Genomic DNA, 23,029 nt, shown 5'->3' with positions numbered 1-23,029 from the left:
GCGGTAGGGTCATGGCCTGCTTCGACCCCCCCCTTAAAGGAAGGCGAGATTTCATGTCATCGACGATAGCCCTGGTATGGTATTTGGTGGTCGCCGGGCCACAGGGCGGCATGGTCGTGCTGCCCAGCACTTTCGACACGCGCGACCAGTGCACGTCAGCCGTTGCCGAATACCAGAAGACGCCGGCCCCGGCCGGATGGACCGTCCAGTGCATTCCCAGCGCCTCTCCCTATGCCGACGACATGGGCGACGACGAATCGGTCCCGGTACCACCGGCACCGGCGCAGTAGCGGCCCGTCAGCGGCGTCGCCTCGACCGGTCGCTGCCGGCACACCGCGATTCTCCTGACAGGAGGGTGTCAGGACCGGTCGTCTAGGCTTGGCAAAAGGATTGATGCCATGCCCCGCCCTTTCGACCGCAATGCCGAGCGCACTCTCGGCACCATCCTGGTGGCCTCGTCGGCCGCCGTTTTCGGCTTGGCCGGCGTGCTGACCAAGTCGATCCATGCAGATCCCCTGGCGATCGTGTGCTGGCGGGGACCGGTCGGCGCGCTCTTCATCACGGCTTATGTGCTGTGGCGCCGCCGCCGCTCCGGGACGCGGTCGAGCCTGCGGCTTGGCTGGCGCGGCTGGCTGCTTGCGGTGGAAGGGGCATTGGCCAGCATCGCGTTCATCGCCGCGTTCAAGCTCACCTTCGTTGCCAATGTCGCGATCATCTACGCCACCGCGCCCTTTGTCGCTGCCCTGCTTGCCTTCATGCTGTCCGGCGAGGCCGTTCGCCTGCAAACGCTCGTGGCGGCGGCGGTTTCGCTTTGCGGCGTTTCGATCATGGTCTGGTCCGGCTTTGGCACGGGTTCGCTGGCCGGCGACGGGCTTGCGTTCCTGATGACGGTCGGCAGCGCGCTCTACATGATCATGGTGCGGGCCTTTCGCGACACGCCGGTGGTGTGGGCCGGTGCTGTATCGGCGTTCCTGCTGTTCTGCCTCGGCTGGTTCGTCACCGATCCGCTCGCCGTATCGGCGCGCGACGCCGTGCTACTGGTGGCCTTTGGCGTATCCTTCGCGCTGGCTTCGATCTTATGGACCGAGGGCGCGAGGCTCATACCGGCGGCCGAAGCGGGCCTGCTCGGTGCGGCAGAAGTTCCCTGCGCCATCCTGTTCGCCTTCCTGTTCCTGGCCGAAATTCCGCCAGCCGCCAGCATGGCCGGCGGCGGCATCGTGCTTGCGGCGGTCTTTGTCCATGCCGGACGCGACTGGCTGGCGGCAAGGCAGCGGCCAATGGCGATGGTCGAGCATGCTCGGAAATAAAATGTGGCCCAGCGGAACCTTTCCGATGCGGCGGCGTTGATGCCATGACGGCCCCCTCCCAATCCCCCAAGCCACGGGCCGTCCTCCTCCAAGCCGGCCCGTGGCCGGCTTTTCTTTGCCTGGAGCGTCAGACCGAAAATCGATTCCGATTTTCGGCGAGGTACGATAGGGTCGCCGCCGGATCCGGACAGACCCGCCTTGTGAATCGTTGGGTGAATCGTTGGGTGAACCGTTGGGTGAACCTTTGGGAGTAGGACGGCATGATCCTGACATTCTCGCTGCTGGCCGGCATCGCGGCAAGCTGGCTGCTGATCGGCGTGATCGACAAGGTCCGGCTTGGACTGGGACTGACCCAGGCCCTGCTCTATGTGCCGTTCAAGCTCGCTTATCGCATGGACGATGCGGCAATCGCGGCCGCGCGGAAGGTAAAAGCGCCAGTGATCTACGTCATTGTGCATCAGTCGCGGCTGGAACCGGCCCTGATGCTCTCGCTTTTACCGGAAGACACGCTGCACATTCTCGACGAGGCTTCGGCGCGGTCGTCGTGGCTGGAGCCGTGGCGGGAACTCGCCCGAACGATCGCCTTCAACGCCGAGCATGTCTTCGTCAGCCGGCGGCTGGTGCGCGTGCTGAAAGGTAATGGGCGGCTTGCCGTCTATATGCCGGACATGGTCGATCCGGACGTCAAATCATTCCGCCTCTACCGAGCGGTCGCCCGCATAGCCATGCAGGCCGATGCGCAGATCGTGCCGATCTTCGTCGCCGGCGCCCGGCACCTGCCCGTCTCGCTGACGCCGGCCGAATACGCGCCGCGCCGCTGGTTCCCCCGGCTGTCGGTCAAGGCGCTGGAGCCGATGACGATCGGCGGGCTGGTCGCGCGCTCCGGCGAACAGACGATCGCGTCCAGCAATGCGCTGTTCGACCGGATCGCCGAAGTCCGCCTTGCCGCGACGGAACGGTCCTGATTCTAATCAGTCAGACGTTTTCTCGTCCACGTCCGGCGGCAGGATCGCCTCGCCCTCGCGCTTGGCCCGGCGGGAATAGGCGCGCACGCTGAACGGCAAGAACAGCAGGTAGACCGCGACCGACGCAGTCAGCGTGTACCATGGATAGCTCGCCAGAAGCAGGATGTAGAGGGCGACGGCGAGGATGAACACCAGCATCCTGTCGCCGGGAATCTTGATGCTCTTGCCCGAATAGACCGGCAGGCGGCTGACCAGCAGGAACGCAATCAGCACGGTAAAGCCGGTGCTGACGAAAGCCGTGGTCTTGGTCGGTTCCAAGCCCAGGAAAGAAAGGTACAGCGGCAGCATGACCAGCACCGCGCCGGCGGGCGCCGGCACGCCGACGAAATACTCCGCCTGCCATGCGGGTTGCTCGGTGTCCTCATCCAGCACGTTGAAGCGCGCCAGCCGCATGCCGCAGGCGATGGCGAATAGAAGCGTCGCGATCCAGCCCGGCGAACCGGCACGGTCGAGCAGGAAGGCGTAGAGTACCAGCGCGGGAGCAACGCCGAAATTGACGATGTCGGCCAGCGAATCCATCTGCGCGCCGAATTTGGACGTCGCCTTCAGCAATCGCGCCAGACGCCCGTCGACACCGTCGAGGAAGGCGGCCAGAAGCACCATCACCACCGCGGGCTCAAAGCGCCCCTCGAAGGCGAAACGGATGCCCGACAAGCCCGCACAGATCGCCAACACGGTAATCAGGTTCGGGAACATCATGCGCAGCGGGATTTCGCGGATGCGCGGCCCGCCGGCCCCGTGCGGCTCGAATTTCTTGAACGAAGCCACCGGCCCGCCTTACGAAACGCGCACGAGGGGAGACGCCCCGGCACCGCCGAATTCGGCGATCACCGTCTCGCCGGCAACCGCCGTCTGGCCAACGGCAACGCGCGGCGTGGCGGTTTGCGGCAGGAAAACATCGACGCGGGAGCCGAAGCGGATCAGGCCGAAGCGCTCACCGACGGCCAGCGTGCCGCCGGCTTGCGCCCAGCAGACGATACGGCGCGCGACGAGGCCGGCGATCTGCACCGCCGCAACCGTGCCGTTCGGGCTTTCGAGGACCAGGCCGTTGCGCTCGTTTTCGGCGCTCGCCTTGTCCAGTTCGGCATTGAGGAATTTTCCGGGCCGATGCTCGATCCGGGCGATGCGGCCGCGCACCGGCGCGCGGTTCACGTGACAGGAAAAGACATTCATGAACACGGATATGCGCGTCATCTCGGCCGTGCCCAGGCCAAGCTCGCGCGGCGGCACCGCCGGACCAACAGCCGACACCACGCCGTCGGCCGGACTGACCACTAGCCGGTCGTCGAGCGGCGTGACGCGCTCCGGGTCGCGGAAAAAATAGGTGCACCAGGCCGTCAGGATGAGGCCGATCCAGAACAGGATCGATGAAAAATAGCCGAGAAACAGCGTTACGGCCGCAAAGGCTGCAATGAAGGGATAGCCTTGGCGATGGATCGGCACGAAGGCATTTTTGATCGTGTCGGCAAGCTGCATGAGGTTTGGCGGTTCCGTTTCGGTTGGCGTCTGTCTACCGGAAAGCACCCCCAGCCGCAACGCAACAATCCATTAGCAATTGTTCAAAAAAGCCCCAACCCTTGTTCAGGAAAGTTCGGGGGTACGGCGGCGCACCACGACGCCGAATTCGTCGTTTTCCTGGGCAATACGCAGGCGCTCCTCCGCCTCGTTGGCTTCGCGCTGGCGATCCCACATGGAGGCATAGAGGCCCTTCTCGCGCAGCAGGGCGGCATGCGTGCCGCGCTCGGTAATCTGCCCGTCCTTCAGCACGATGATCTCGTCGGCGGAGATGACCGTGGAAAGCCGGTGCGCAATGACGATGGTGGTGCGCCCCTTGCTGACCAGGTCGAGCGCCGCCTGGATTTCCTGCTCGGTATGGCTGTCGAGCGCCGATGTCGCCTCGTCGAGAATGAGGATAGGCGGCGCCTTGAGAATGGTGCGGGCAATCGCCACGCGCTGCTTCTCGCCGCCGGAAAGTTTCAGGCCGCGCTCGCCGACCATCGAGCGATAGCCGTCCGGCAGGCGCTCGATGAACGGATCGATCTGGGCCAACCTCGCCGCTTGCCGTACATCGTCCTCGCTGGCGTCGACGCGGCCGTAGCGGATGTTGTAGGCGATGGTGTCGTTGAACAGCACGGTATCCTGCGGCACCATGCCGATGGCCGCACGCAGGCTTTCCTGCGTCACGCCGCGCACGTCCTGCCCGTCGATCAGCACCGAGCCCTGCTGAACGTCATAGAAGCGGAACAAGAGCCGCGAAATCGTGGATTTTCCCGCTCCCGAGGGGCCGACGATGGCGACCGTCTTGCCGGCCGGCACCTCGAACGAGATGCCTTTCAGGATCTGCCGGTTCGGGTCATAGGCAAAATGCACGTCGCGGAACTCGACCCTGCCGGTGCTGACCGCCAGCGTTTTCGCATCCGGCCTGTCGACAACCTCCTGCGGCACGTCGAGCAGGTCGAACATCTGCTCGATGTCGGTCAGCCCCTGGCGGATTTCGCGGTAGATGAAACCGATGAAATTGAGCGGCACCGCAAGCTGCATCAACATGGCGTTGATGAAGACGAAATCGCCGACCGTCTGCGTGCCGCGCGACACTTCCAGCGCCGACATGCACATGGCAACCGTCATGCCCAGGCCGAAGATGACGCCCTGGCCGAAGTTCAGCCAGCCAAGCGAGGTCCAGATGCGCGTGGCGGCGCTCTCGTAGCGCGCCATCGAATGGTCGAAGCGCGCGGCCTCCATGCCTTCATTGTTGAAGTATTTGACCGTCTCGTAGTTCAGCAACGAATCAATCGCCTTGGTGTTGGCGTCGGTGTCGCTGTCGTTCATGTCGCGGCGAATGCCGATGCGCCAGTCGCTCGCCTTGACCGTGAACCAGGTGTAGATCGCGACCGTCACCGCCACGACCATTACGTATTTCCAGCCATAGCTGTAGGCGAAGATACCAATCGTCAGCGCGAACTCCAGAATGGTCGGCGCGGTGCTGAGCATGATGAAGCGCACGATCGTCTCGATGCCCTTGGTGCCGCGCTCGATTATGCGCGACAGGCCTCCGGTGCGCCGCTCCAGGTGAAAACGCAGCGACAGTTCGTGCATGTGGACGAAGCTGCGGTAAGCAAGCTGGCGCACCGCATGTTGCCCGACGCGCGCGAACAGCGCATCGCGCATCTGGTTGAAGCCGAGCTGCGTGACCCGCAGGAAATTATAGGCCACGACCAGCGCGATCGGGGCCAGCAGGATTGCCGGCAGAGGCGGCGCTGTGCCCTCGCCAGCGAGCGCGTTCGTCGCCCATTTGAAGAAATACGGACCAGCGACCAGCACCAGCTTGGCGATGACCAGCAGCAACGTCGCCCAGGTGACGCGCCAGCGCAGGTCCGGCCGGTCGGCCGGATACATATATGGCCACAGGTTGCGCAGCGTTTTCATGGTCGAGCCGGACTCGGCGGAGACGATCTTTTCTGACACTTTTATTGTCGCCTTTATGTGGGTCGGCAGCAGGCGTTGACGAGTTCGGCCAAGCTGGCCGAAACGGCGGCGAGCGCCTGGCGGTCGACTTCGTAGCGCGAGCGCTGCCGGTCGGTGGCGAAACGGACAAGTCCGGCCTCGACCAGTATTTTCAGATGTTGCGAGACGGTGGACTGCGCCAGATCGAGCTGGTCGACCACGTCGCGGCAGCAGCAGGATTGGCTGGCCGACACATATCTCAGGATTTCGATGCGAGCCGGATGCGACAGCGCCGCAAGCCTGGCGGCGACCGCCCGGCTATCCGTTCCGCAGCGGTGTGCGCCGCCTTTGCTCTCGCCCATCTGCATCGTTCATCGTCGATAAACGATGGATGGGTTTTCCGCAAGCAGGAACCGAGGAAAACTATTGTGCGGGAACGGTCGTCGCCTGTTCCCCCAGCGCCTTCAAATCGGCCGAATCGCCTTCCTTCGACTTGTCGGGAACCGTGAACACCTGGCCCGGCCAGATCATGTCCGGGTCGCTGATCTGCTTCTGGTTGGCCAGATAGATCGTCGAATAGCGAATGCCGCGCCCATAGACCCGGCGCGAAATGCGCCACAGCGAATCGCCGCGCCGAATGATGACCGCGCCATCGGCATGCTGCAGCTTGGGCGCGGTGGTTTCCGGCACGGCGGCATCGGGGGTTTCGCCATCGGGGGTTTCGACAGTAGCCGGCGCGGCGACGGGTTCGGTGGCACCGGGCTGGGGGGCTGCGGGCTGAGTGGCATCAGCCACCTTCTCGTCGGCTTGCGCAGGCTTGGCGGCGGCAGCGGGCGCTACCGCCGCGATGGTTTCGCCCGGCTCACGCTCGAACGGCACGGTGGCGCGGGCGGCTACCTTGACGCCATCCGCGTCCAGCGCATCGACGCGCACCGTGTAATCGCCAACCGGAATGTCACGGGTCGCCTCGACGAGGAAATGGCCGTCCGGCGAAGTCACCGCTTCGCCCAAAAGAATGTCGTTGGCGTAGGCGCGCACCTTGCGTCCTGCATCGGCAATACCGGCGATAAAAATCTTGCTGCCGTCGATCTCGACCGCTTCGACCGCGATTTTAGGGCCCGCCTCGGCTTTTGCCGGTGCCTCGGTCGCGGCTGGTGCGGGTGCCGGTGTTTCAGCCGCGGTCGGCGCAGGCGCTGCCGGAACTGCCTGAGCCGCTGGCGTTTCGGCCGGGGCGGTTTCAGCAGTTGGGGCTGGCGCGGCCGGCGTTTCCGCCTTCTTTTCCGGCTCCGGCACGGTCAGAAGTTCAGCCGGCTTGCCGGGTTCCTCGACCATCGCCAGAACCTGCCCACCAGCCTGTTCCGGCACCGAGACGACGGCCGTCTGCTCAGACGTGGCGACGACGTCGTCGGGTGCCGTGGAGCGCAGCACGATCTGGTAGTCGCCGGGCTTGAGCGGATCGTCGAGCACGATGGCGAATGTCCCGTCCGCGCCGGCCATGGTGTTGCCGAGCACGACCGAGCCGTGAACGATCTCGACCTTGGAATTGGGCGCCGCCTTGCCGGCGATGACGACCGAGCCGTTGCCCTGCACCCGCACGACATCGAAGGTGGGCGCGACCACGCCCGCAGCAGCGGGAGAATTGGGGGGAGCGGCAGGCTTGGTATCGGGATTTTGCGGCGCCATGGCCGAGGGTGCCACCGGGGCCATCGCACCGGCAGCAGGGGCGTCGACAGCAGGAGCATCGGCAGCAGGAGCATCGCTAGCCGGAGCCCCGACGCGGCCGGCAGTACCGGATGCGGTTGCGGCGGGCGCCGGTTCGGTCGTCGCCACCGCGACCGGCGCGGGGACCGGCGCCGTCCGATCGAAGGCACCCGAGACATAGGCCGCCCCGCCCACGACGACAACGCCGCCCGCCGTGAACAGTAGAGCCCGTAGTGATGTAATCGCCATATTGCCTACCCCTGAGCCAGCAAACATGGGTCTAGCCTGTTTTGCGGAAACCGACAAGAAAAAGCCCCGAAGGACTTGACCCGGGAAGTGGTCACTATACCCAATCGATTTCATGAACACGATTCGATCCGTCTGCGTCTATTGCGGCTCGTCCCCGGGCCGCAACGAGGCCTATCTCAATGCCGGACATGCGCTTGGCCGTTCCCTTGCCAAAGCCGGCCTTCGCCTGATTTACGGCGGCGGCACAAGGGGTATCATGGGCGCCGTCTGCGAGGGCGCGCTGCAGGCAGGCGGCACCGTCACCGGCATCATCCCGCGCTTCCTGATGAACAAGGAGGCCACAGAAACCGCGCTTGGCCGCTTGAGCGAACTGGTGGTCACCGAGAACATGCACGAGCGCAAGCACATCATGTTCGACAAATCCGACGCCTTTGTGGCGTTGCCGGGCGGCATCGGCACGGTCGAGGAGATCGTCGAGATCATGACCTGGGCGCAACTGGGTCATCACCGCAAGCCGATGGTTTTCGGCAACGTCAACGGCTTCTGGGACCCCATGCTGGCGCTGATGGAACATATGACCGCCGAAGGCTTCATCCATACGGCGCATCGCGTGCAGCCGCTTGTCGTCAACGACCCGGAAGCCATCGTCGCCGCCATCCTGACGGCCGCGGCTCAGAACGGCATCCCCGCCGGCGGCAACGAAGCGGTCGTCGACAAGTTGTAATTCGGTGCCGGCTCTGATTCAGCGCTGGCGCGAGGCCGAAAACATCGACCAGGAATAGAGCGCCAGCGCCAGCCAGATCAGCACGAAAGCAACAGCGGTCTCGGAAGAGAACGGTTCGCGGAAAACGAAGACCGCAACGATGAAGATCATGGTCGGCGCGATGTATTGCATGATGCCGATGGTCGACAGCTTCAGCAGTTTGGCGCCGTTGGCATAGAGGATCAGCGGGATCGCCGTTACCAGGCCGGCCGCCATCAAAAGCCAGATATCGGACTGGCTGCCGAAATGGCCGATGCCTTCCGCCTGCAACCACACCACATAGGCCAGTGCCGGTACGGCCAGGATCAGCACTTCGAGAAAAAATCCCTGCGCCGGGCCGATCGGCAGCGTCTTCTTGAACAGGGCGTAGAAGCCCCACGAAACCGCCAGCGCAATCGACACCCACGGCAGGCCGCCATTTTCCCAAGTCAGCAGGAGGACGGCCACAACCGCCAGCGCAATGGCGGCGATCTGCGCGCGATTGAGCTTTTCGCCCAGAATCACCGCGCCGAGAAACACGCTGAACAGCGGATTGATGTAGTAGCCCAGCGCCGTTTCGAGAGCCCTGTCGGCGGCAATTGCCCAGACATAGACGCACCAGTTGATGGTTATCAGGCTGGCGGTCAGCGCGCCCATCATCATGGTTCGCGGGCTGCGCAGCGCGCGCTTTATGTCGTCGGTCCGGCCAAGCCAGACCAGCAGCGCGCCGGCAATCGGCAACGACCAGATCACGCGGTGCGCCACCACTTCAATTGCAGGGATATGCGCGACCGCCTTCATGTAAAAAGGCAAGAAGCCCCACAAAAGATAGGCCGCCAACGCATAGAGAAAACCACGCTGAGCGGCTTTCTCGGCTTCTGGCCCGGATTCGGGCGTCGTTTCGATGCTCATTGCGCCCATATGGAGTGAATACGCCCGCCGCACCATCGCAAACTGCTGATGGGTCAATGGACTTTTGCTGATGGTTCAACAGGGCGGCGGCCCCTCGCCCCGCTATTCCGCCGCGACCAGTCCCGCCAACTCCCGGTTTTTCATCAGCTTGTAGACGATCGAATCCATCAGCGCCCGGAAAGAGGCGTCGATGATGTTGTCCGAGACGCCGACCGTCCACCAGCGCGCGCCGGTGCCGTCGAAGGATTCGATCAGCACGCGGGTGACCGCCTCGGTGCCGCCGTTGAGGATACGCACCTTGTAGTCGGCGAGTTCAAGGTCGGCGATCTCGTCCTGGTACTTGCCCAGATCCTTGCGCAGCGCGATATCAAGCGCGTTGACCGGCCCATGCCCCTCGGCCACGGACATTTTCTCCTCGCCGTCCACCTCGATCCTGACCACGGCTTCCGACACCGTCTTCAGATCGCCATTGGCGTCGAAGCGGCGCTCGATCATGCAGCGAAAGCTGGTTACCTGGAAGAATTCGGGCAGGCCGTGTAGCGTCTTTCGCGCCAGCAGTTCGAAACTGGCGTCCGCACCTTCATAGGCGTAGCCCTCGGCCTCGCGCTCCTTGACGACGGCAATCAGCGCGTCGAGCCGGCTGTCGTGCCTAGGCACGTCGATGCCGCGCCGTTTCAGTTCGGCGAGGAAATTGGCCTTGCCGCCCTGGTCCGACACCATGACGCGGCGGCGATTGCCGACCGCGTCCGGCGCAACGTGCTCGTATGTGGCGGGGTCCTTGGCCAAGGCGGACGCATGGATGCCGGCCTTGGTGGCAAAGGCCGACTGGCCGACATAGGGCGACTGCGCCGCCGGCGCGCGGTTCAGCAATTCGTCGAAGGAGCGCGACAGGCGCGAAAGCCCGGTCAGGGATTCGGGCGAAATGCCCGTTTCGAACCGCTCGGCAAAGGCCGGCTTCAGCACCAGCGTCGGGATGATGGTGACGAGATTGGCATTGCCGCAGCGCTCGCCGATGCCGTTCAGCGTGCCCTGTATCTGACGCACGCCGGCCTCGACCGCCGCCAGCGAATTGGCCACCGCCTGGCCGGTATCGTCATGGGCGTGGATGCCGAGGTTTTCGCCCGGAATGCCGGCCGCTACCACCTTTTCCACGATGGCGCGCACCTCCGACGGCTGTGTGCCGCCATTGGTGTCGCACAGCACGACCCAGCGCGCGCCCGCCTCATAGGCCATTTTGGCGCAGGCCAGCGCATAGGCGGGGTTGGCATTGAAGCCGTCGAAAAAGTGCTCGCAATCGACCATCGCCTCCTTGCCCGCGTCGCGCGCGGCAGCGACGGAGGCGCGGATGGCGTCGAGGTTTTCCTCATTGGTGCAGCCGAGCGCCACGCGCACATGATAGTCCCAGCTTTTGGCGACGAAGCAGATGGCGTCCGACTTCGCCTGCACGAGCACGGCAAGGCCGGGATCGTTCGAGGCAGACACCCCTGCCCGCTTGGTCATGCCGAAGGCGACGAATTTTGCCTTCGCCGTGCGCTTTTGGGTGAAAAACTCGGTATCGGTCGGGTTCGCGCCCGGATAGCCGCCCTCGACATAATCGATGCCGAACTGGTCGAGCATCCTGGCGATGGCGATCTTGTCTTCGACCGAAAAATCAACCCCCGGCGTCTGCTGACCATCGCGCAAGGTGGTGTCGAAGAGGGTGATGCGTTCCCGCATCACATCTTCCCCGCGAACCTGTCCGTGGCGCGGATCAACTGATCCAGTATGCCCGGCTCGGAATAAGCGTGGCCGGCTCCCTCGATCAGATGAAAATCCGCCTTTGGCCAAGCCTTGTGCAGCGCCCAGGCATAATGCGCGGGGCACGGCATATCGTAGCGGCCATGGACGATGACGCCCGGAATGTCCTTCAGCCTGCCGGCGTCGCGCAGCAACTGGCCTTCCTCCAGCCAACCGGCATGGACGAAATAGTGATTCTCGATGCGGGCAAAGGCGATGGCATAGTCTTCCTGGCCGAACGGATCGCTGGTTTCCGGCTCCGGCAGCAGCGTGATGGTCTGGCCTTCCCAGTTGCTCCATGCAAGGGCCGCCTCGACCTGCTTGGCACGGTCGTCGCCGACCAGAAGCTTGCGGTAGGCGGCCATCATGTCGCCGCGCTCGGCCTGCGGGATCGGGGCCAGGAACCGCTCCCACTTGTCGGGGAACATCTGCGAGACGCCGAACTGGTAGTACCATTCGAGTTCCGCGCGGGTCAGCGTATAGATGCCGCGCACCACCAGTTCGCTGACGCGATCGGGATGCGTTTCAGAGTAAGCCAGCGCCAGCGTCGACCCCCATGAACCGCCGAACACCAGCCATTTGTCGAAGCCGGCCATTTCGCGCAGGCGCTCGATGTCGGCGACCAGGTGCCATGTCGTGTTGGCGTCCAGCGAGGCGTTGGGCGTCGATTTTCCGCAACCGCGCTGGTCGAACAGGATGAGGTCGTAGAGCTTTGGATCGAACTGACGCCGCTGCTTCGGCGAAATGCCACCGCCCGGTCCGCCGTGCAGGAAGACCGCCGGCTTGGCCCCCTTGGTGCCGCAGCGCTCCCAATAGATGGTGTGGCCGTCGCAGACCTCCAGCATGCCTGAATCGAACGGTTCGATCTCGGGGTAAAGCGTGCGCAATTCACTCATCGTCATTGTTCCTCACCGGCCATTCGGCCGTGTCATGGTCGGGATGCTGATAGGAAACCAGTCCTGCCAGGAACGGGGCGGCAGCGCTGTCGGCCATGGTGGCCTCGCCCGGCAATTTCGAAATGCCGTCGACGTAAGGCAGCTTGGCCTCGGTGCCCCACTGGATGGTCGGCGCAATCGCTTCCGGCTCGTCGAAGGCGGCAATGGCGAGCGCTATGCCGTCCGGCGCTTCATAGGTCAGCGGCGTTCCGCAATCGCCGCAAAAACCACGCTGCGCGAAATTGGAAGACTGGAATTTTTTGCGCGCACCGCGCGTCCATTCAAGCTTCGCCTCGCCCACCGACACCAACGGCAGATAGAAATTGCCGGCAGCCTTCTGGCACATGCGGCAATGGCACACGGACGCGTCGCCCAGCGCGCCCTCGACGCGAAACCGCACCGCGCCGCACTGGCAGCCGCCGGTGTAGCCGGGGCGATTGTCGAGGCTCATCACGGCTCACCCAGCCGCATGACAGACGGCTTCGACATTGTTGCCGTCAGGATCGAAAACAAACGCCGCGTAGTAGTCCGGATGATAGTGCGGGCGCAGGCCCGGCCCGCCATTATTCTTGCCGCCGGCGGCGATTGCAGCCGCATGGAAGGCGTCGACCTCGGCGCGGCTGTGCGCAGTGAAAGCGACGTGCTGATGATCCTTCTGACGCTGCCCCTCGCTGATCCAGAATGTCGGGCGGTCGCGGCCATAGCCGCCGACCTTGACGCCATTTGTATATTCGGACGGCACCATCATCAAAAGCGATGCGCCCAGCGGCGCCATAGCCCGGTCGTAGAATTCCTTGGAGACATCGAAATCCGAAACGGTAATGCCGAGATGGTCGATCATCTTTTTACCTCCCAGGTGGTGATGCGCTCGCCGGTGGCGGGGTCCTTGCCGTCCTTTAGCTGGATGCCTTGCACCAGAAGCTCGTCGCGGATGCGGTCGGCTTCGGCCCAGTTCTTGGCGGCGATGAAGGAGAGACGCTGATCTTTTAAATTGTTGATGAACTCCAGCGTCAGACCCACACTTTCAGCAGCGGGACGCAATACATGTTCGTCGTAAGCCTCTCTTATAGCCGAACGCCTGCCACTTCGTTGAGCTGCCGCCAAGGCCCGCGCGGCGGCGACATCCCCGTCAGCAGACAAGCCGAGAAAATATGCCGTGGCCGCAACATCACTAGTGGGTCCGCCACGCATCAAAGCGGAAATCGCAGCGCTCGTATTAAGATCGTCCATCAAGGCATCAAGAACCTCTGGAATGATCTTCCCATCCTCGGGTGCGTTGTTTTTCGTAATGTTTGCTAGCGCCATCGCGTTTCCATATGCCTGATTGAGGCGATTCACGCTAAAATCGATCGGCTCGCGGTAGTGCGTCATCAGCATGGCCAGGCGCAGCACTTCGCCCGGCCATTTGCGGCCGCCGAAAGTGTCTGTCTCCAACAGTTCGTTGATCGAGTAGAAATTCCCCTCGCTCTTGGACATCTTCCTGCCCTCGACCTGAAGAAAACCGTTGTGCATCCACACATTGGCCATGGCGTGCGTGCCGTGGGCGCAGCGGGATTGCGCGATTTCGTTTTCGTGGTGCGGGAAGATCAGGTCGAGCCCGCCGCCATGAATGTCGAACACCTCGCCCAGATAGGCCGCCGACATGGCCGAGCATTCGATGTGCCAGCCGGGTCTGCCCCGGATACTAATCGAGTTTGAATTCAGTTTGAGATCGCCGCGATTCTTGTCACTGATTTCAAAAACAGCGTCCCAACCAGGCTCCGTATCGGTGCTTTCTTTCCAAAGAACGAAATCTCCTGGATTGCGCTTATAATCGCTTACTTGAACCCGCGCCCCCGCTTGCTGATCTTCCAGATTTCGTTGCGATAGCTGTCCGTAATCTTCCATTTTTCGGACATCGAACAGTGCTTCGCGGCCTTCGTCGCCTTGGGCAATGTATGCATGATCTTTGTCTAGCAGCGCTTGGATGATTTTTGTCATCCCATCAATGTGCTCGGTGGCGCGCGGCTCGAACGTCGGCGCCAGGCAGCCAAGTGCCGCCACATCCTTGTGGAACTGGTCGGCGGTCTTTTCCGTCACAAGCCTGATCGCCTCGTTCAGCGAAAGCTTGCCCGATGAAATCTCAGGTCCGAAGTCGCGCAGCGCGCGTGCGTTGATCTTGTCGTCGACGTCGGTGATGTTGCGGACATAGGTGACCTGCGTCTGGCCTTTGCCCTCATCCCAGACACCCGCTTTCGCCAAATGTTTCAGCAGCCGAAACAGCACGTCGAAGACGATGACGGGCCGCGCATTGCCGATATGGGCGAAATCGTAGACGGTCGGGCCGCAGACATACATGCGCACGTTTTGGCCGTCGATGGGGACAAAATCCTCCTTCGACCGCGTCAGCGTATTGTAGAGGCGCAAGCCTTTCGATCCCTCAGACATTCGTTCCCCTCCGGTCCGTTTTTACCGCGCGAACGCGCAAGCCTGTCGCCAGCCTGCTGGCCGGGGCGTTTGTCCACTCTGAAAGAAAGATGAGGCGAAAACGTCCGGACCAGCGCCAAGCGCTAGCCAATAATCGAAATGCCACAAATGGCGAAAGACGTTTTCATGGCTCGCTTTATCGCCGCCACCCGTGTTGCAGTCAAGCCGCATGTTTGCCCGAAAGGCGGCTGGAGTCGGCCGGAAAACGCGGCCTGAAAGATTTTATTAAACATGTCGGCACAGTCATGGGGCAGTTATTGCCGAGGTGAATGAAAAAATCACGATTTGGCCGGATTCGATACCCATATAAGTTTCTTCACCGCCTGACTGATTTAAGGGAAGAGAAAAATGCCCCGCAGCAAGAAAGAGCCTCCAAGCGCCAAGCAACCGATGCTTGCCAGCCAATACCGCGCCATCGGCCCGGCAGCCATCGCCGCCGCCCTGCTTCACACGACCAAGAAGAAGAAAGTCGCGCAGAAATTCATTGTAGCGCGCGCCGCCTGATTTTTCTGCCAGCACGTTGCGCCGCATCGAGGATGACCGTTCGGCCCACACGCGCGCCTAGAACAACGTCATCTGGCTGTCGTCCAGCTTCCGGCGCTTGGGCTTTTCCGGCTCCGGGCCATCGACCGCGACAAACCGCTCCTGAAGCTCCGGTCCGGTGTTGGCCACCTTGTTGACCAGGTCGGCGACCGGCACCGCCTCGAAGAAACCCTCGTCGGCCGGGCGCAGCAGGTCCGCGACATCGCGCGGTTCCAGCGTGCGGCAATCCAGCCAGCGCGAAAAATGCTCGGGCGCGATCACCACCGGCATGCGCAGGTGGATGTGGGCGATGTCGGCGCTGGCGCTGGTCGTCAAAAGCGCACCGGTGTCGATCTCGGAACCGCCCGGCTCTGCATAGGTTTCCATCAGCGCGCCGAAGGCGACCAGCCCGCCCTGCTTCGGCCTGATCCAATAGGGCTGGCCCTTGCCGCCGCTTGTCTTGCGCCACTCGTAAAAGCCCGAAGCCGGCACCAAAGCGCGGCGATGGCGCATGGCGGTGCGAAAGGACGCTTTTTCCGTCGCGCCTTCCGAGCGCGCATTGATGAGCAGCGGAAAGTTCTTGGTGTCTTTCACCCAGGTCGGAATAAAACCCCAGCGCACCAGCATCGCCTGTCGGTCTGGCAGATTGGAGCCCGGCGCACGTGGCTCCGAGGCGATCGCCAGCAGGATCGGCTGCGTCGGCGCGATGTTGTAGCGGGCCGGAAACGCTTCCAGTTCACCAAGGCCCAGAAAGGTGGCGGTCTGGTCCGGTGTCGCCGTCAGCGCAAAGCGTCCGCACATGGGTTTTCGTCTTTCAATTCCTGTATGCGCTGAAAGTGGCGGTGGAACGCCGCAACCGCAACCGGTAAAGCTGCCCGGCAGCGGGCCGTCCACAATGAACGCGGGAGTTGTCATGAGCGAAGCGCGAAAGACGCTGCCGGCGGTTTCCGTCGCCCTGGTACGCGGCGATCGCGTGCTGCTGGTCCGGCGCGCCCGTGCCCCGTCGCAGGGGTTTTATGCCTTTCCGGGCGGCAAGGTCGAAGCCGGCGAACAGCTCGACGAGGCGGCGCGGCGCGAATTGCTGGAGGAAACCGGCTTGGAAGCGGGAGATCTTCGGCCGGTAAGCGAAATTTTCATCGAAGGCAGCAGCGAAAGCCATCCGGTGGATTACCTGCTCACCGTCTTCGCAGCCGCCTATGCCGACGGCGAAGCGGTTGCCGCCGACGATGCCGAAACGGCCGCTTTCTACACGCTGGCCGAGATGGCGGCGCTGCCTCTGGCCGGTTCGGTCTTTACCATCGCGCAGGAATTGCTCGGTGCGGCATGATTTGGCTGGCCATAAGTCCGCAAACCGCCTTGCAGGCGCCCAAATGTTTGCGCACAAAGCTTCATGAACCGCGCCGCCCTGTTTTTCGCCGCATGCCTGACCGTCAGCACGGCTTTTTCCGCGCGGCCAGCGTTCTCCGCCGAAGCTCCGTTCGAGCCGGGCCTGATGCGGCTGGCGGAAATCCTGGGTTCGCTGCACTTCCTGCGCAACCTGTGCGGCGAAAGCGGCGACCAGTGGCGCGGTGAAATGGAAAAGCTGCTCGAATCGGAAAAGCCCGACCCCGAGCGACGCGCCCGCTTCGTCGCGCGCTTCAATCGCGGTTATCGCTCGCCTGCCGAAACCTACACAAAGTGCACCGCTTCGGCGCGCGAGGCGATCGACCGCTACATGAAGGAAGGCGGCGACCTCACGCGGGACATCGCTTCACGCTACGGCAATTGAAGCCGATACGGTTTCGCCCGCAAACATCGCTCACATCGATCGATTGTGGCGCATTGGCCACAGACCCTAATCAAACACTAACGCGCGCTGCGGCAATTAACTCAAAACTTAGTTTTGCATGTCGGTGAGCCGCCGAATGAACTACCATGTACGTGACTCGGCAACGCAGCTTGCGTGGATTGCACAGGGCAGGCCACAAAAGCGACGCAACTAGAGCGGCTTAATCAGGGGCTGTAGTTGGGCAACCGAAGGGATAGATCAGGCTGTGCCCGCTTTCGCGGACCGCTGCCTGAAAGGGTGGAAGTCGTATCATGGAACATGCCGTCACCGACATCGATGCCCTCGTCAGGGAAGAAAAACGCCTGACGGCCGTCGAAAGCCACAACGAGGCCTGGGCGGAAGGCCTTTCGGCCGGTATCGAGCCGGAAATCATCGCCGAGGCAGCGCTGGAAACCGCCTTCGTGGAAATGCTCCGCGCCAGCGGCGAGACCGCAGCGCTCGCCCTGCTTGAGCGCATGCGCGAGAAAGTCATAGCCGGCGCGTTCGAGCCGGAAATGCTGCGTCATTAGAGCGCCGTGCGTCCAATTGGACGCTCCAGCATTTTGATCGAGCATCGGACTGATCCGAAAGCCGATTCCAATTTTCGGTTGGATTCTCTCGAAGCGCGATGCCTGCCTCCGTACAGATCGGATGCAGGGCCGCTTTCCCGGTTCTTTGACGGCAGCGCAGGGTTTGTGCATCATGCGTCAGCGACGGAGTGAAACGGGCAGTGATTTTTTCAATTTCTGGTGAAGGGCGCGGCCTCGCGCTATGCTTGGGACTGGCGGCCTTGGGCGCGGTGCCGCTGGTATCGCTGCTTGCCGCAACACCCGCCTTTGCGCTCAGCGAAATCAAGCGGGAAGAACTTCCCGCGCCGGCAACGCCTGCGGCGCCCGTGGACGAAGATGCCCCGGACGGCAAAAACGTGCCGATGCCGGACCCCGTCGGCACCACGCCGCCGACGGCAAGCCAGCCAGCCTCCCCCGAAGACCAGCAGCCTTCGCAGCAGGTTGATCCGAATGCGCCCGCCGAAGACGGCGTCGACACGCGCCCGAATGTCGAGCCGAACGCGCCGTTGCCGGAAGTCATCTACGACCTCGGCAAATTGCCGGAACCGGTGCGGCGCATGCACGACCTCATCGTGGAAGCCTGCAAGAGCGGCGATATCGAAAAGCTGCGCCCGCTGGTCGGCTCGGGCGAAACCATGACGCAATTGTCGCTGACCGATATTGACGGCGACGCCATCGCCTTCCTGAAGAGCCTGTCGGGCGATACGGAAGGACAGGAAATCCTGGCCATCATGGAGGAAGTGCTCAATGCCGGCTTCGTCCACCTAGACGCCGGCACGCCGCAGGAACTCTATGTCTGGCCCTATTTCTTCGCGCTGCCGCTCGACAAGCTCGATGCCCGCCAGCGGGTCGAACTGTTCAAGATCGTCACCGCCGGCGACTACGACGACATGAAGCAGTTCGGCGCCTACATCTTCTACCGCGTCGGCATCACGCCGCAGGGTAAGTGGGCGTTCTTCGTCGCGGGCGATTGACCGGCAGCCATGGGCAATCGGCACGCATGGCGCGGCCCCGGCTCTTAACCAATATTTTGTGTTGGCGCGTCACAATGGATCGGTAAACGCCGAGACCAGACGCCCATGAACGTGCAAAAGCAGATCCTCAATACCGCGCACAACGCGGTGGTGTTCCAGCGCCGCATCCGTGTTCTTGCCGACCACATCGCCAACAGCCTCGACGACCATGGCAGCGTGCTGGACGTCGGCTGTGGCGACGGCTCGATCGCGGTGGCGCTAATGGACCGGAAGCCCGGCCTCTCCTTTCAAGGCATCGACGTGATGCTGCGTCCCCATGTGGCCATCCCGGCGCAAGCCTATGACGGCGTAACCATCCCGTTCGCAGACAAGAGCTTCGACTGGGTGACGATCGTCGATGTGCTGCATCATACCGATGATCCGGCCGCCGTCCTTGGCGAGTGCGTGCGGGTCGCGCGGCGCGGCGTCGTCATCAAGGACCATCTGCGCGAAGGGCTTGCCGCACAATCGACGCTGCGCGCCATGGATTGGGTCGGCAATCGCGGCCACGACGTGCGGCTACCCTACAACTATCTGTCGAAGGCCGAATGGGGCGGTATTTTCAACCGGCTCGAGGTACAGGCAGATCAGTGGAACGAAGACCTGAACCTCTACGCGATACCCTTCACCTATCTGTTCGACCGCAGCTTGCACTTCGTTGCGGCGGTATCGCCCAGAAACTGATCCCGTATCAAGACAAAGGCAGCGCCTCGGAAAACTCCACCGCCCTGCCCTGCGACGGCGCGACGATCTCGCCTTCCCACATCACCCGCCGGCCCCTGATGACGGTGCCGACCGGCCAGCCGGTCACCTGCCTGCCGTCATAGGGCGTCCAGCCGGCTTTCGCCCCTTGCTGCGCATTGGTGATGGTTTCGGTGCGCTTCAAATCGACGATGGTGAAATCGGCATCGTAGCCGGCGGCGATGCGACCCTTGCGCGCGATGCCGTAGATGCGCTGCGGGCCGTGGCTGGAGAGATCGACGAAACGCTCCAGCGTCAACCTGCCGGCATTCACATGGTCGAGCATGATCGGCACCAGCGTCTGCACGCCGGTCATGCCGGACGGCGAGGCAGGGTAGGTCTTCTGCTTCTCCTCCAGCGTGTGCGGCGCGTGGTCGGAGCCGAGCACGTCGACGATGCCTTGCGTGATGCCATGCCAGACGCCGTCGCGATGGCGGGACGCCCGCACCGGCGGGTTCATCTGGATCAAATTGCCGAGCCGCGCATAATCGTCGAACGACAGAGTCAGATGGTGCGGCGTCGCCTCGCAGGTGGCGACATCCTTGTGATGCTCCAGGAAGGCGATCTCCTCGGCGGTCGAGATATGCAGCACATGGATGCGCGCGCGTGTCCGCCTGGCAATGCGCACCAGCCTCTCGGTGCAGCGAAGGGCGGCGACCTCGTCGCGCCATACCGGGTGCGAGGATGGATCGCCTTCGACGCGCTCGCCAAGGCGCTCGCGCAGCCGAAACTCGTCCTCCGAGTGGAAGGCGGCGCGGCGGCGCGTGTTGCGCAGGATGGAGGCGACGCCCTCGTCGTCCTCGACCAGCAGGTCGCCGGTGGAAGAGCCCATGAAGACCTTGATGCCCGCCGCACCCGGCAGGCGCTCCAGTTCGCCGACCTCGCCGGCATTTTCGCGGGTGCCGCCGACCCAGAAGGCGAAATCGCAGTGCATGCGGTTCGTCGCGCGGGAAATCTTGTCGGCAAGGGCTGCCTCGCTGGTGGTCAGCGGCTTGGTGTTGGGCATTTCGAAAACGGCAGTGACGCCGCCGAGCACGGCGGCGCGCGACCCTGTCTCAAGGTCTTCCTTGTGTTCCAGGCCCGGCTCGCGGAAATGCACCTGGCTGTCGATGACGCCGGGAAGGATGTGCAGGCCGGTGCAATCGACCGTCTCGCCGGTGGAAGCCTGGCCAAGATCGCCGATGGCGGCGATGCGGCCGTTCCGTACGCCGATGTCGCGCGCGCCCCGGCCATCGTGGTTGACTACCGTGCCGCCTGTCAGGATGAGGTCGTAGGTTGCTGCCATGTCTGTCATCACCCTTGCCGTCGAAGTGCCTGCGGCTTACGTAATGGCCAGCCATTTTGCAAGTTCAGGTTCATTTTCCGCCATGCCCATCGCCCGCCTCACGGACCGCGCCCTTATCTCCGTATCCGGCCCGGATGCCGAGCATTTCCTGCAAAACATCCTGACCGTCGACCTCGACCAGCTTGCCCAGGGACAAGCCAAACCGGGCGCGCTACTGACGCCGCAAGGCAAGATATTGTTCGATTTTCTCGTCTCGCGCGATGGTGAAAATGCGTTCCGGCTGGAATGCCGTGCCGACATTGCCGACGATTTCATGCGGCGGCTGATGCTTTACCGCCTGCGCGCTAAGGTCGAACTTGCCAAGCAGGATCAAGCGGTTGTGGGCGTTGCATGGGGTAATGATTCATCTGCCTCAGGCTTTGAATCAACTGCTGTGACGGATATGCGCTTCCCTGAAGGCATCGTCACCCGTTTCCATGGTGTGGAATCCGGCGATGGCGATGTTGCCGCGTGGCATGCATTCCGCATTGCGCACGGCATTGCCGAAAGCGGGGCCGACTATGCGCTTGGCGACGCCTTTCCGCATGACGTGCTGCTCGACCAGACCGGCGGCGTCGGTTTCAAGAAGGGCTGTTATGTCGGCCAGGAAGTGGTGTCGCGCATGCAGCATCGCGGCACCGCCAGACGGCGGGTGCTGATCGTCTCGGCCGACACGACCCTGCCCGCCCCCGGCAGCGAAATCGTCGCGGCGGGCAAGGCGCTCGGCACGCTCGGCTCGGTAGCGGACAGGCAGGGCCTGGCCATTATGCGCATCGACCGGGTGAAAGACGCGCTCGATGCCGGCCATGAGATCACTGCCGGCGCCACGCCGGTGACGCTGGCGATCCCCGAATGGGCGACCTTCACCTTCCCGCAACAGGCTGGTCCGCAACAGGCCGGTCCGCAACAGGCCGACGCGGAGGAGGCCTGATGGCTGCCGACCGCATCGGTGCGCCGGCGCGCGCATGGCAGCGCATGCTGTCGGGCCGCCGGCTCGACCTGCTCGACCCCTCGCCGCTCGACATCGAAATCAGCGACATCGCGCATGGGTTGGCCCGTGTCGCGCGCTGGAACGGCCAGACGCGCGGCGACCACGCCTTCTCCGTCGCGCAGCACTCGCTGCTGGTCGAGGCGCTGTTTTGCGCCGTCATGCCGGACGCCTCCGCGGATGCGCGGCTGGCGGCGCTGCTGCACGACGCGCCGGAATATGTCATCGGCGACATGATCTCGCCGTTCAAAGCGGTGATGGGCGGCAGCTACAGGGATTGCGAGGGGCGGCTGCAGCGCGCCATCCATCTGCGCTTCTCGCTGCCGGCGGAACTGCCCGACGGGCTGAAGAAGGCCATCAAGCGCGCCGACCAGATCGCCGCCTATTTCGAGGCAACGCAGCTTGCCGGCTTTTCGGTCGCCGAGGCGACGGAATTCTTCGGGCGGCCGCGCGGCTTTTCAGCCGACCGTTTCGATCTCGCCCCCCATTCGGTGGTTTGCGCGCAGGATGAGTTCCTCAAGCGGTTCGCGGCCCTCGAAGTCGAGCACCGGCAACCGGACGCCAGCGCTGCTTCCCTGGGATAATTCCGGCTCTTCTACGACGTAAATCAGATATCCATGATTTCGGGGATCCTTCTGTTGGACAATTCCCCGACTATCCGCTCCACCTGCTCTCTTCTTACCGACTTTAACGAGAACATGGCCCTGTCGAAAATGTTTCTCTTTCGATAATCCTTGTCCTCCGAGAAACCGAACCGCTCCAGCATTCGCCGCCCTTCCTCGCTCCACGCCGAGGAATAGAAATCGAGCCCATCTTCGGGGAAATCCTGATACTTCAACAGTGCCCGCAACGCGGCGGAAACGATCATGTAGATCTCCGAGCGATATTGATTCTCGCGGCGCGCGACGCTGCAGAATTCGAAATGAACGACCGTCGCGACATAGACAATTTTGGCTGATCGTGCGGCCGGATCCGGCAAGACGGACTGAGCGTGTAGTTCGTCGAAGGTTCGATCGCCCTTCAGGTAGGCGTCAAAATCACCAGGACGGAAGAAGTAAAAATCGAGAAAACCGAGGATATTGTCGCCTGATTTCAGGATCACCATGGAATACGGGTCGCTTCTCCATGCCTTCATGTCTTCCAGGGGGTCGATTGCCGCCGCGCCAAATATCTTTTGGCAGTTCGCAATCACCTTGCTCACATCGTTATAATTTTCCTCGTTTGCCACATTGTGCGGCACGAACATCCTGTACCCGGCTCCACGGCTTATGGTTTCCGGCGGAAATACATCTATCTCCCGGCGAAAATGGAATAACAGCAGCAACAGGAACGCCAACAACGTAAACGGTATTACGACGTATCCGAAGCTATCGGTAATATCGTGCAGGGTTCTGCTTATGCCGTATGCAGCGAAGGCCAAGGTGAACAACAGCAACGGATTTTCGACCAGCCTGCCGATTTGCAACTCTACGTGCCTGCGCAGAATTCTGGATCCGCCCCTGAACATC

General features: G+C 62.9%; 25 protein-coding genes and 1 pseudogene. 11 read left to right on the top strand and 15 right to left on the bottom strand.

What is annotated here, in order from left to right; genetic code table 11:
* Nucleotides 1–53 precede the first annotated feature (53 nt).
* The 3 genes and pseudogenes from ACX3P0_RS06700 to ACX3P0_RS06690 form a co-directional block, all read left to right on the top strand.
* The gene (locus ACX3P0_RS06700; protein ID WP_459087435.1) at nucleotides 54–290 is read left to right on the top strand and encodes a hypothetical protein; all 237 of its coding nucleotides are present in this window, start codon (nucleotides 54–56) and stop codon (nucleotides 288–290) included.
* Between the two features lie 108 nt (nucleotides 291–398).
* Complete coding sequence (locus tag ACX3P0_RS06695; RefSeq protein ID WP_459087433.1) at nucleotides 399–1,307, top strand: DMT family transporter; 909 nt, start codon at nucleotides 399–401, stop codon at nucleotides 1,305–1,307.
* Between the two features lie 260 nt (nucleotides 1,308–1,567).
* Nucleotides 1,568–2,251: pseudogene (locus tag ACX3P0_RS06690) on the top strand (AMP-binding protein); the annotation flags it as partial.
* A gap of 27 nt (nucleotides 2,252–2,278) precedes the next feature.
* Here the strand turns inward: ACX3P0_RS06690 and pssA are convergent.
* The 5 genes from pssA to ACX3P0_RS06665 all read right to left on the bottom strand — a co-directional run bounded on the left by pssA (nucleotide 2,279) and on the right by ACX3P0_RS06665 (nucleotide 7,726).
* Nucleotides 2,279–3,031: a CDP-diacylglycerol--serine O-phosphatidyltransferase gene (pssA, locus tag ACX3P0_RS06685; RefSeq protein ID WP_459079837.1), complete on the bottom strand. Its 753-nt coding sequence runs from the start codon at nucleotides 3,029–3,031 to the stop codon at nucleotides 2,279–2,281.
* A gap of 78 nt (nucleotides 3,032–3,109) precedes the next feature.
* The gene (locus ACX3P0_RS06680) at nucleotides 3,110–3,808 is read right to left on the bottom strand and encodes a phosphatidylserine decarboxylase (RefSeq protein ID WP_459087426.1); all 699 of its coding nucleotides are present in this window, start codon (nucleotides 3,806–3,808) and stop codon (nucleotides 3,110–3,112) included.
* A gap of 105 nt (nucleotides 3,809–3,913) precedes the next feature.
* On the bottom strand, nucleotides 3,914–5,797 hold the full coding sequence (locus tag ACX3P0_RS06675) for an ABCB family ABC transporter ATP-binding protein/permease (protein ID WP_459079674.1): 1,884 nt from the start codon (nucleotides 5,795–5,797) through the stop codon (nucleotides 3,914–3,916).
* A gap of 14 nt (nucleotides 5,798–5,811) precedes the next feature.
* Nucleotides 5,812–6,138 carry an ArsR/SmtB family transcription factor gene (locus tag ACX3P0_RS06670; RefSeq protein ID WP_459079673.1) on the bottom strand — a complete coding sequence of 109 codons (327 nt, stop codon included), beginning with the start codon at nucleotides 6,136–6,138 and terminating at the stop codon, nucleotides 5,812–5,814.
* Between the two features lie 61 nt (nucleotides 6,139–6,199).
* Nucleotides 6,200–7,726, bottom strand: coding sequence for a LysM peptidoglycan-binding domain-containing protein (locus ACX3P0_RS06665; RefSeq protein WP_459087424.1), 1,527 nt, complete (start codon nucleotides 7,724–7,726; stop codon nucleotides 6,200–6,202).
* Nucleotides 7,727–7,838: 112 nt separating this feature from the next.
* Between ACX3P0_RS06665 and ACX3P0_RS06660 the strand changes: the two genes are divergently transcribed.
* Nucleotides 7,839–8,450 (top strand): LOG family protein, encoded by a 612-nt coding sequence (locus ACX3P0_RS06660; RefSeq protein ID WP_459079671.1) that lies wholly within the window; start codon nucleotides 7,839–7,841, stop codon nucleotides 8,448–8,450.
* Between the two features lie 18 nt (nucleotides 8,451–8,468).
* Here ACX3P0_RS06660 and rarD read toward each other — a convergent pair whose 3' ends face one another.
* The 8 genes from rarD to ACX3P0_RS06620 form a co-directional block, all read right to left on the bottom strand.
* The gene (rarD, locus tag ACX3P0_RS06655) at nucleotides 8,469–9,380 is read right to left on the bottom strand and encodes an EamA family transporter RarD (protein WP_459087422.1); all 912 of its coding nucleotides are present in this window, start codon (nucleotides 9,378–9,380) and stop codon (nucleotides 8,469–8,471) included.
* 102 nt (nucleotides 9,381–9,482) lie between these two features.
* On the bottom strand, nucleotides 9,483–11,096 hold the full coding sequence (gene cimA, locus ACX3P0_RS06650) for a citramalate synthase (protein ID WP_459087420.1): 1,614 nt from the start codon (nucleotides 11,094–11,096) through the stop codon (nucleotides 9,483–9,485).
* Complete coding sequence (gene pip, locus ACX3P0_RS06645; protein ID WP_459087418.1) at nucleotides 11,096–12,052, bottom strand: prolyl aminopeptidase; 957 nt, start codon at nucleotides 12,050–12,052, stop codon at nucleotides 11,096–11,098. Before pip ends, cimA begins: the two co-directional genes overlap by 1 nt.
* A complete protein-coding gene (locus ACX3P0_RS06640) occupies nucleotides 12,045–12,542 on the bottom strand; it encodes a GFA family protein (RefSeq protein ID WP_459087416.1) in 498 nt (165 codons plus the stop codon). Before ACX3P0_RS06640 ends, pip begins: the two co-directional genes overlap by 8 nt.
* Before the next feature lie 6 nt (nucleotides 12,543–12,548).
* Nucleotides 12,549–12,932 (bottom strand): VOC family protein, encoded by a 384-nt coding sequence (locus tag ACX3P0_RS06635; RefSeq protein ID WP_459087414.1) that lies wholly within the window; start codon nucleotides 12,930–12,932, stop codon nucleotides 12,549–12,551.
* Entirely contained in the window at nucleotides 12,929–14,518 is a 1,590-nt protein-coding gene (cysS, locus tag ACX3P0_RS06630) for a cysteine--tRNA ligase (protein ID WP_459087412.1), read from the bottom strand. Before cysS ends, ACX3P0_RS06635 begins: the two co-directional genes overlap by 4 nt.
* A 282-nt stretch (nucleotides 14,519–14,800) precedes the next feature.
* Nucleotides 14,801–15,088: a hypothetical protein gene (locus ACX3P0_RS06625; RefSeq protein WP_459087410.1), complete on the bottom strand. Its 288-nt coding sequence runs from the start codon at nucleotides 15,086–15,088 to the stop codon at nucleotides 14,801–14,803.
* A 30-nt stretch (nucleotides 15,089–15,118) separates the two neighbouring features.
* Complete coding sequence (locus ACX3P0_RS06620; RefSeq protein ID WP_459087408.1) at nucleotides 15,119–15,880, bottom strand: SOS response-associated peptidase; 762 nt, start codon at nucleotides 15,878–15,880, stop codon at nucleotides 15,119–15,121.
* A 112-nt stretch (nucleotides 15,881–15,992) separates the two neighbouring features.
* On the opposite strand from ACX3P0_RS06620, the gene ACX3P0_RS06615 reads away from it, so the two are divergent.
* The 5 genes from ACX3P0_RS06615 to ACX3P0_RS06595 all read left to right on the top strand — a co-directional run bounded on the left by ACX3P0_RS06615 (nucleotide 15,993) and on the right by ACX3P0_RS06595 (nucleotide 19,152).
* Entirely contained in the window at nucleotides 15,993–16,406 is a 414-nt protein-coding gene (locus ACX3P0_RS06615) for an NUDIX hydrolase (protein ID WP_459087406.1), read from the top strand.
* Nucleotides 16,407–16,469: 63 nt separating this feature from the next.
* Complete coding sequence (locus ACX3P0_RS06610) at nucleotides 16,470–16,847, top strand: TIGR02301 family protein (RefSeq protein ID WP_459087404.1); 378 nt, start codon at nucleotides 16,470–16,472, stop codon at nucleotides 16,845–16,847.
* 311 nt (nucleotides 16,848–17,158) lie between these two features.
* The gene (locus ACX3P0_RS06605) at nucleotides 17,159–17,416 is read left to right on the top strand and encodes a hypothetical protein (RefSeq protein ID WP_459079660.1); all 258 of its coding nucleotides are present in this window, start codon (nucleotides 17,159–17,161) and stop codon (nucleotides 17,414–17,416) included.
* A gap of 200 nt (nucleotides 17,417–17,616) precedes the next feature.
* On the top strand, nucleotides 17,617–18,429 hold the full coding sequence (locus ACX3P0_RS06600) for a hypothetical protein (protein WP_459087402.1): 813 nt from the start codon (nucleotides 17,617–17,619) through the stop codon (nucleotides 18,427–18,429).
* Between the two features lie 105 nt (nucleotides 18,430–18,534).
* Nucleotides 18,535–19,152 (top strand): class I SAM-dependent methyltransferase, encoded by a 618-nt coding sequence (locus tag ACX3P0_RS06595; protein WP_459087400.1) that lies wholly within the window; start codon nucleotides 18,535–18,537, stop codon nucleotides 19,150–19,152.
* 7 nt (nucleotides 19,153–19,159) lie between these two features.
* Here ACX3P0_RS06595 and ACX3P0_RS06590 read toward each other — a convergent pair whose 3' ends face one another.
* Complete coding sequence (locus ACX3P0_RS06590) at nucleotides 19,160–20,494, bottom strand: dihydroorotase (protein ID WP_459087398.1); 1,335 nt, start codon at nucleotides 20,492–20,494, stop codon at nucleotides 19,160–19,162.
* An 82-nt stretch (nucleotides 20,495–20,576) separates the two neighbouring features.
* Between ACX3P0_RS06590 and ygfZ the strand changes: the two genes are divergently transcribed.
* Together ygfZ and ACX3P0_RS06580 are read left to right on the top strand one after the other, a co-directional pair.
* Nucleotides 20,577–21,464 carry a CAF17-like 4Fe-4S cluster assembly/insertion protein YgfZ gene (ygfZ, locus tag ACX3P0_RS06585; protein ID WP_459087865.1) on the top strand — a complete coding sequence of 296 codons (888 nt, stop codon included), beginning with the start codon at nucleotides 20,577–20,579 and terminating at the stop codon, nucleotides 21,462–21,464.
* A complete protein-coding gene (locus ACX3P0_RS06580) occupies nucleotides 21,464–22,105 on the top strand; it encodes an HD domain-containing protein (RefSeq protein WP_459087397.1) in 642 nt (213 codons plus the stop codon). The genes ygfZ and ACX3P0_RS06580 overlap by 1 nt, the downstream gene beginning before the upstream one ends.
* A 23-nt stretch (nucleotides 22,106–22,128) precedes the next feature.
* Here the strand turns inward: ACX3P0_RS06580 and ACX3P0_RS06575 are convergent, their stop codons facing one another.
* Nucleotides 22,129–23,028: a hypothetical protein gene (locus tag ACX3P0_RS06575; RefSeq protein WP_459087395.1), complete on the bottom strand. Its 900-nt coding sequence runs from the start codon at nucleotides 23,026–23,028 to the stop codon at nucleotides 22,129–22,131.
* Between the last annotated feature and the right edge of the window lies 1 nt (nucleotide 23,029).

Source organism: Mesorhizobium sp. A556 (assembly GCF_054489545.1).
The sequence above is the reverse complement of the archived record's forward strand: the minus strand, read 5'-3'. Positions and strand labels throughout refer to the sequence as shown.

Coding starts and splice junctions, on each gene's coding strand:
- ACX3P0_RS06700 (WP_459087435.1), top strand. CDS start 54: ATGTCATCGACGATAGCCCTGGTATGGTATTTGGTGGTCGCCGGGCCA.
- ACX3P0_RS06695 (WP_459087433.1), top strand. CDS start 399: ATGCCCCGCCCTTTCGACCGCAATGCCGAGCGCACTCTCGGCACCATC.
- pssA (WP_459079837.1), bottom strand. CDS start 3,031: ATGATGTTCCCGAACCTGATTACCGTGTTGGCGATCTGTGCGGGCTTG.
- ACX3P0_RS06680 (WP_459087426.1), bottom strand. CDS start 3,808: ATGCAGCTTGCCGACACGATCAAAAATGCCTTCGTGCCGATCCATCGC.
- ACX3P0_RS06670 (WP_459079673.1), bottom strand. CDS start 6,138: ATGGGCGAGAGCAAAGGCGGCGCACACCGCTGCGGAACGGATAGCCGG.
- ACX3P0_RS06665 (WP_459087424.1), bottom strand. CDS start 7,726: ATGGCGATTACATCACTACGGGCTCTACTGTTCACGGCGGGCGGCGTT.
- ACX3P0_RS06660 (WP_459079671.1), top strand. CDS start 7,839: ATGAACACGATTCGATCCGTCTGCGTCTATTGCGGCTCGTCCCCGGGC.
- rarD (WP_459087422.1), bottom strand. CDS start 9,380: ATGAGCATCGAAACGACGCCCGAATCCGGGCCAGAAGCCGAGAAAGCC.
- cimA (WP_459087420.1), bottom strand. CDS start 11,096: ATGCGGGAACGCATCACCCTCTTCGACACCACCTTGCGCGATGGTCAG.
- pip (WP_459087418.1), bottom strand. CDS start 12,052: ATGAGTGAATTGCGCACGCTTTACCCCGAGATCGAACCGTTCGATTCA.
- ACX3P0_RS06640 (WP_459087416.1), bottom strand. CDS start 12,542: ATGAGCCTCGACAATCGCCCCGGCTACACCGGCGGCTGCCAGTGCGGC.
- ACX3P0_RS06635 (WP_459087414.1), bottom strand. CDS start 12,932: ATGATCGACCATCTCGGCATTACCGTTTCGGATTTCGATGTCTCCAAG.
- cysS (WP_459087412.1), bottom strand. CDS start 14,518: ATGTCTGAGGGATCGAAAGGCTTGCGCCTCTACAATACGCTGACGCGG.
- ACX3P0_RS06625 (WP_459087410.1), bottom strand. CDS start 15,088: ATGCGGCGCAACGTGCTGGCAGAAAAATCAGGCGGCGCGCGCTACAAT.
- ACX3P0_RS06620 (WP_459087408.1), bottom strand. CDS start 15,880: ATGTGCGGACGCTTTGCGCTGACGGCGACACCGGACCAGACCGCCACC.
- ACX3P0_RS06615 (WP_459087406.1), top strand. CDS start 15,993: ATGAGCGAAGCGCGAAAGACGCTGCCGGCGGTTTCCGTCGCCCTGGTA.
- ACX3P0_RS06610 (WP_459087404.1), top strand. CDS start 16,470: ATGAACCGCGCCGCCCTGTTTTTCGCCGCATGCCTGACCGTCAGCACG.
- ACX3P0_RS06605 (WP_459079660.1), top strand. CDS start 17,159: ATGGAACATGCCGTCACCGACATCGATGCCCTCGTCAGGGAAGAAAAA.
- ACX3P0_RS06595 (WP_459087400.1), top strand. CDS start 18,535: ATGAACGTGCAAAAGCAGATCCTCAATACCGCGCACAACGCGGTGGTG.
- ACX3P0_RS06590 (WP_459087398.1), bottom strand. CDS start 20,494: ATGGCAGCAACCTACGACCTCATCCTGACAGGCGGCACGGTAGTCAAC.
- ygfZ (WP_459087865.1), top strand. CDS start 20,577: ATGCCCATCGCCCGCCTCACGGACCGCGCCCTTATCTCCGTATCCGGC.
- ACX3P0_RS06580 (WP_459087397.1), top strand. CDS start 21,464: ATGGCTGCCGACCGCATCGGTGCGCCGGCGCGCGCATGGCAGCGCATG.
- ACX3P0_RS06575 (WP_459087395.1), bottom strand. CDS start 23,028: ATGTTCAGGGGCGGATCCAGAATTCTGCGCAGGCACGTAGAGTTGCAA.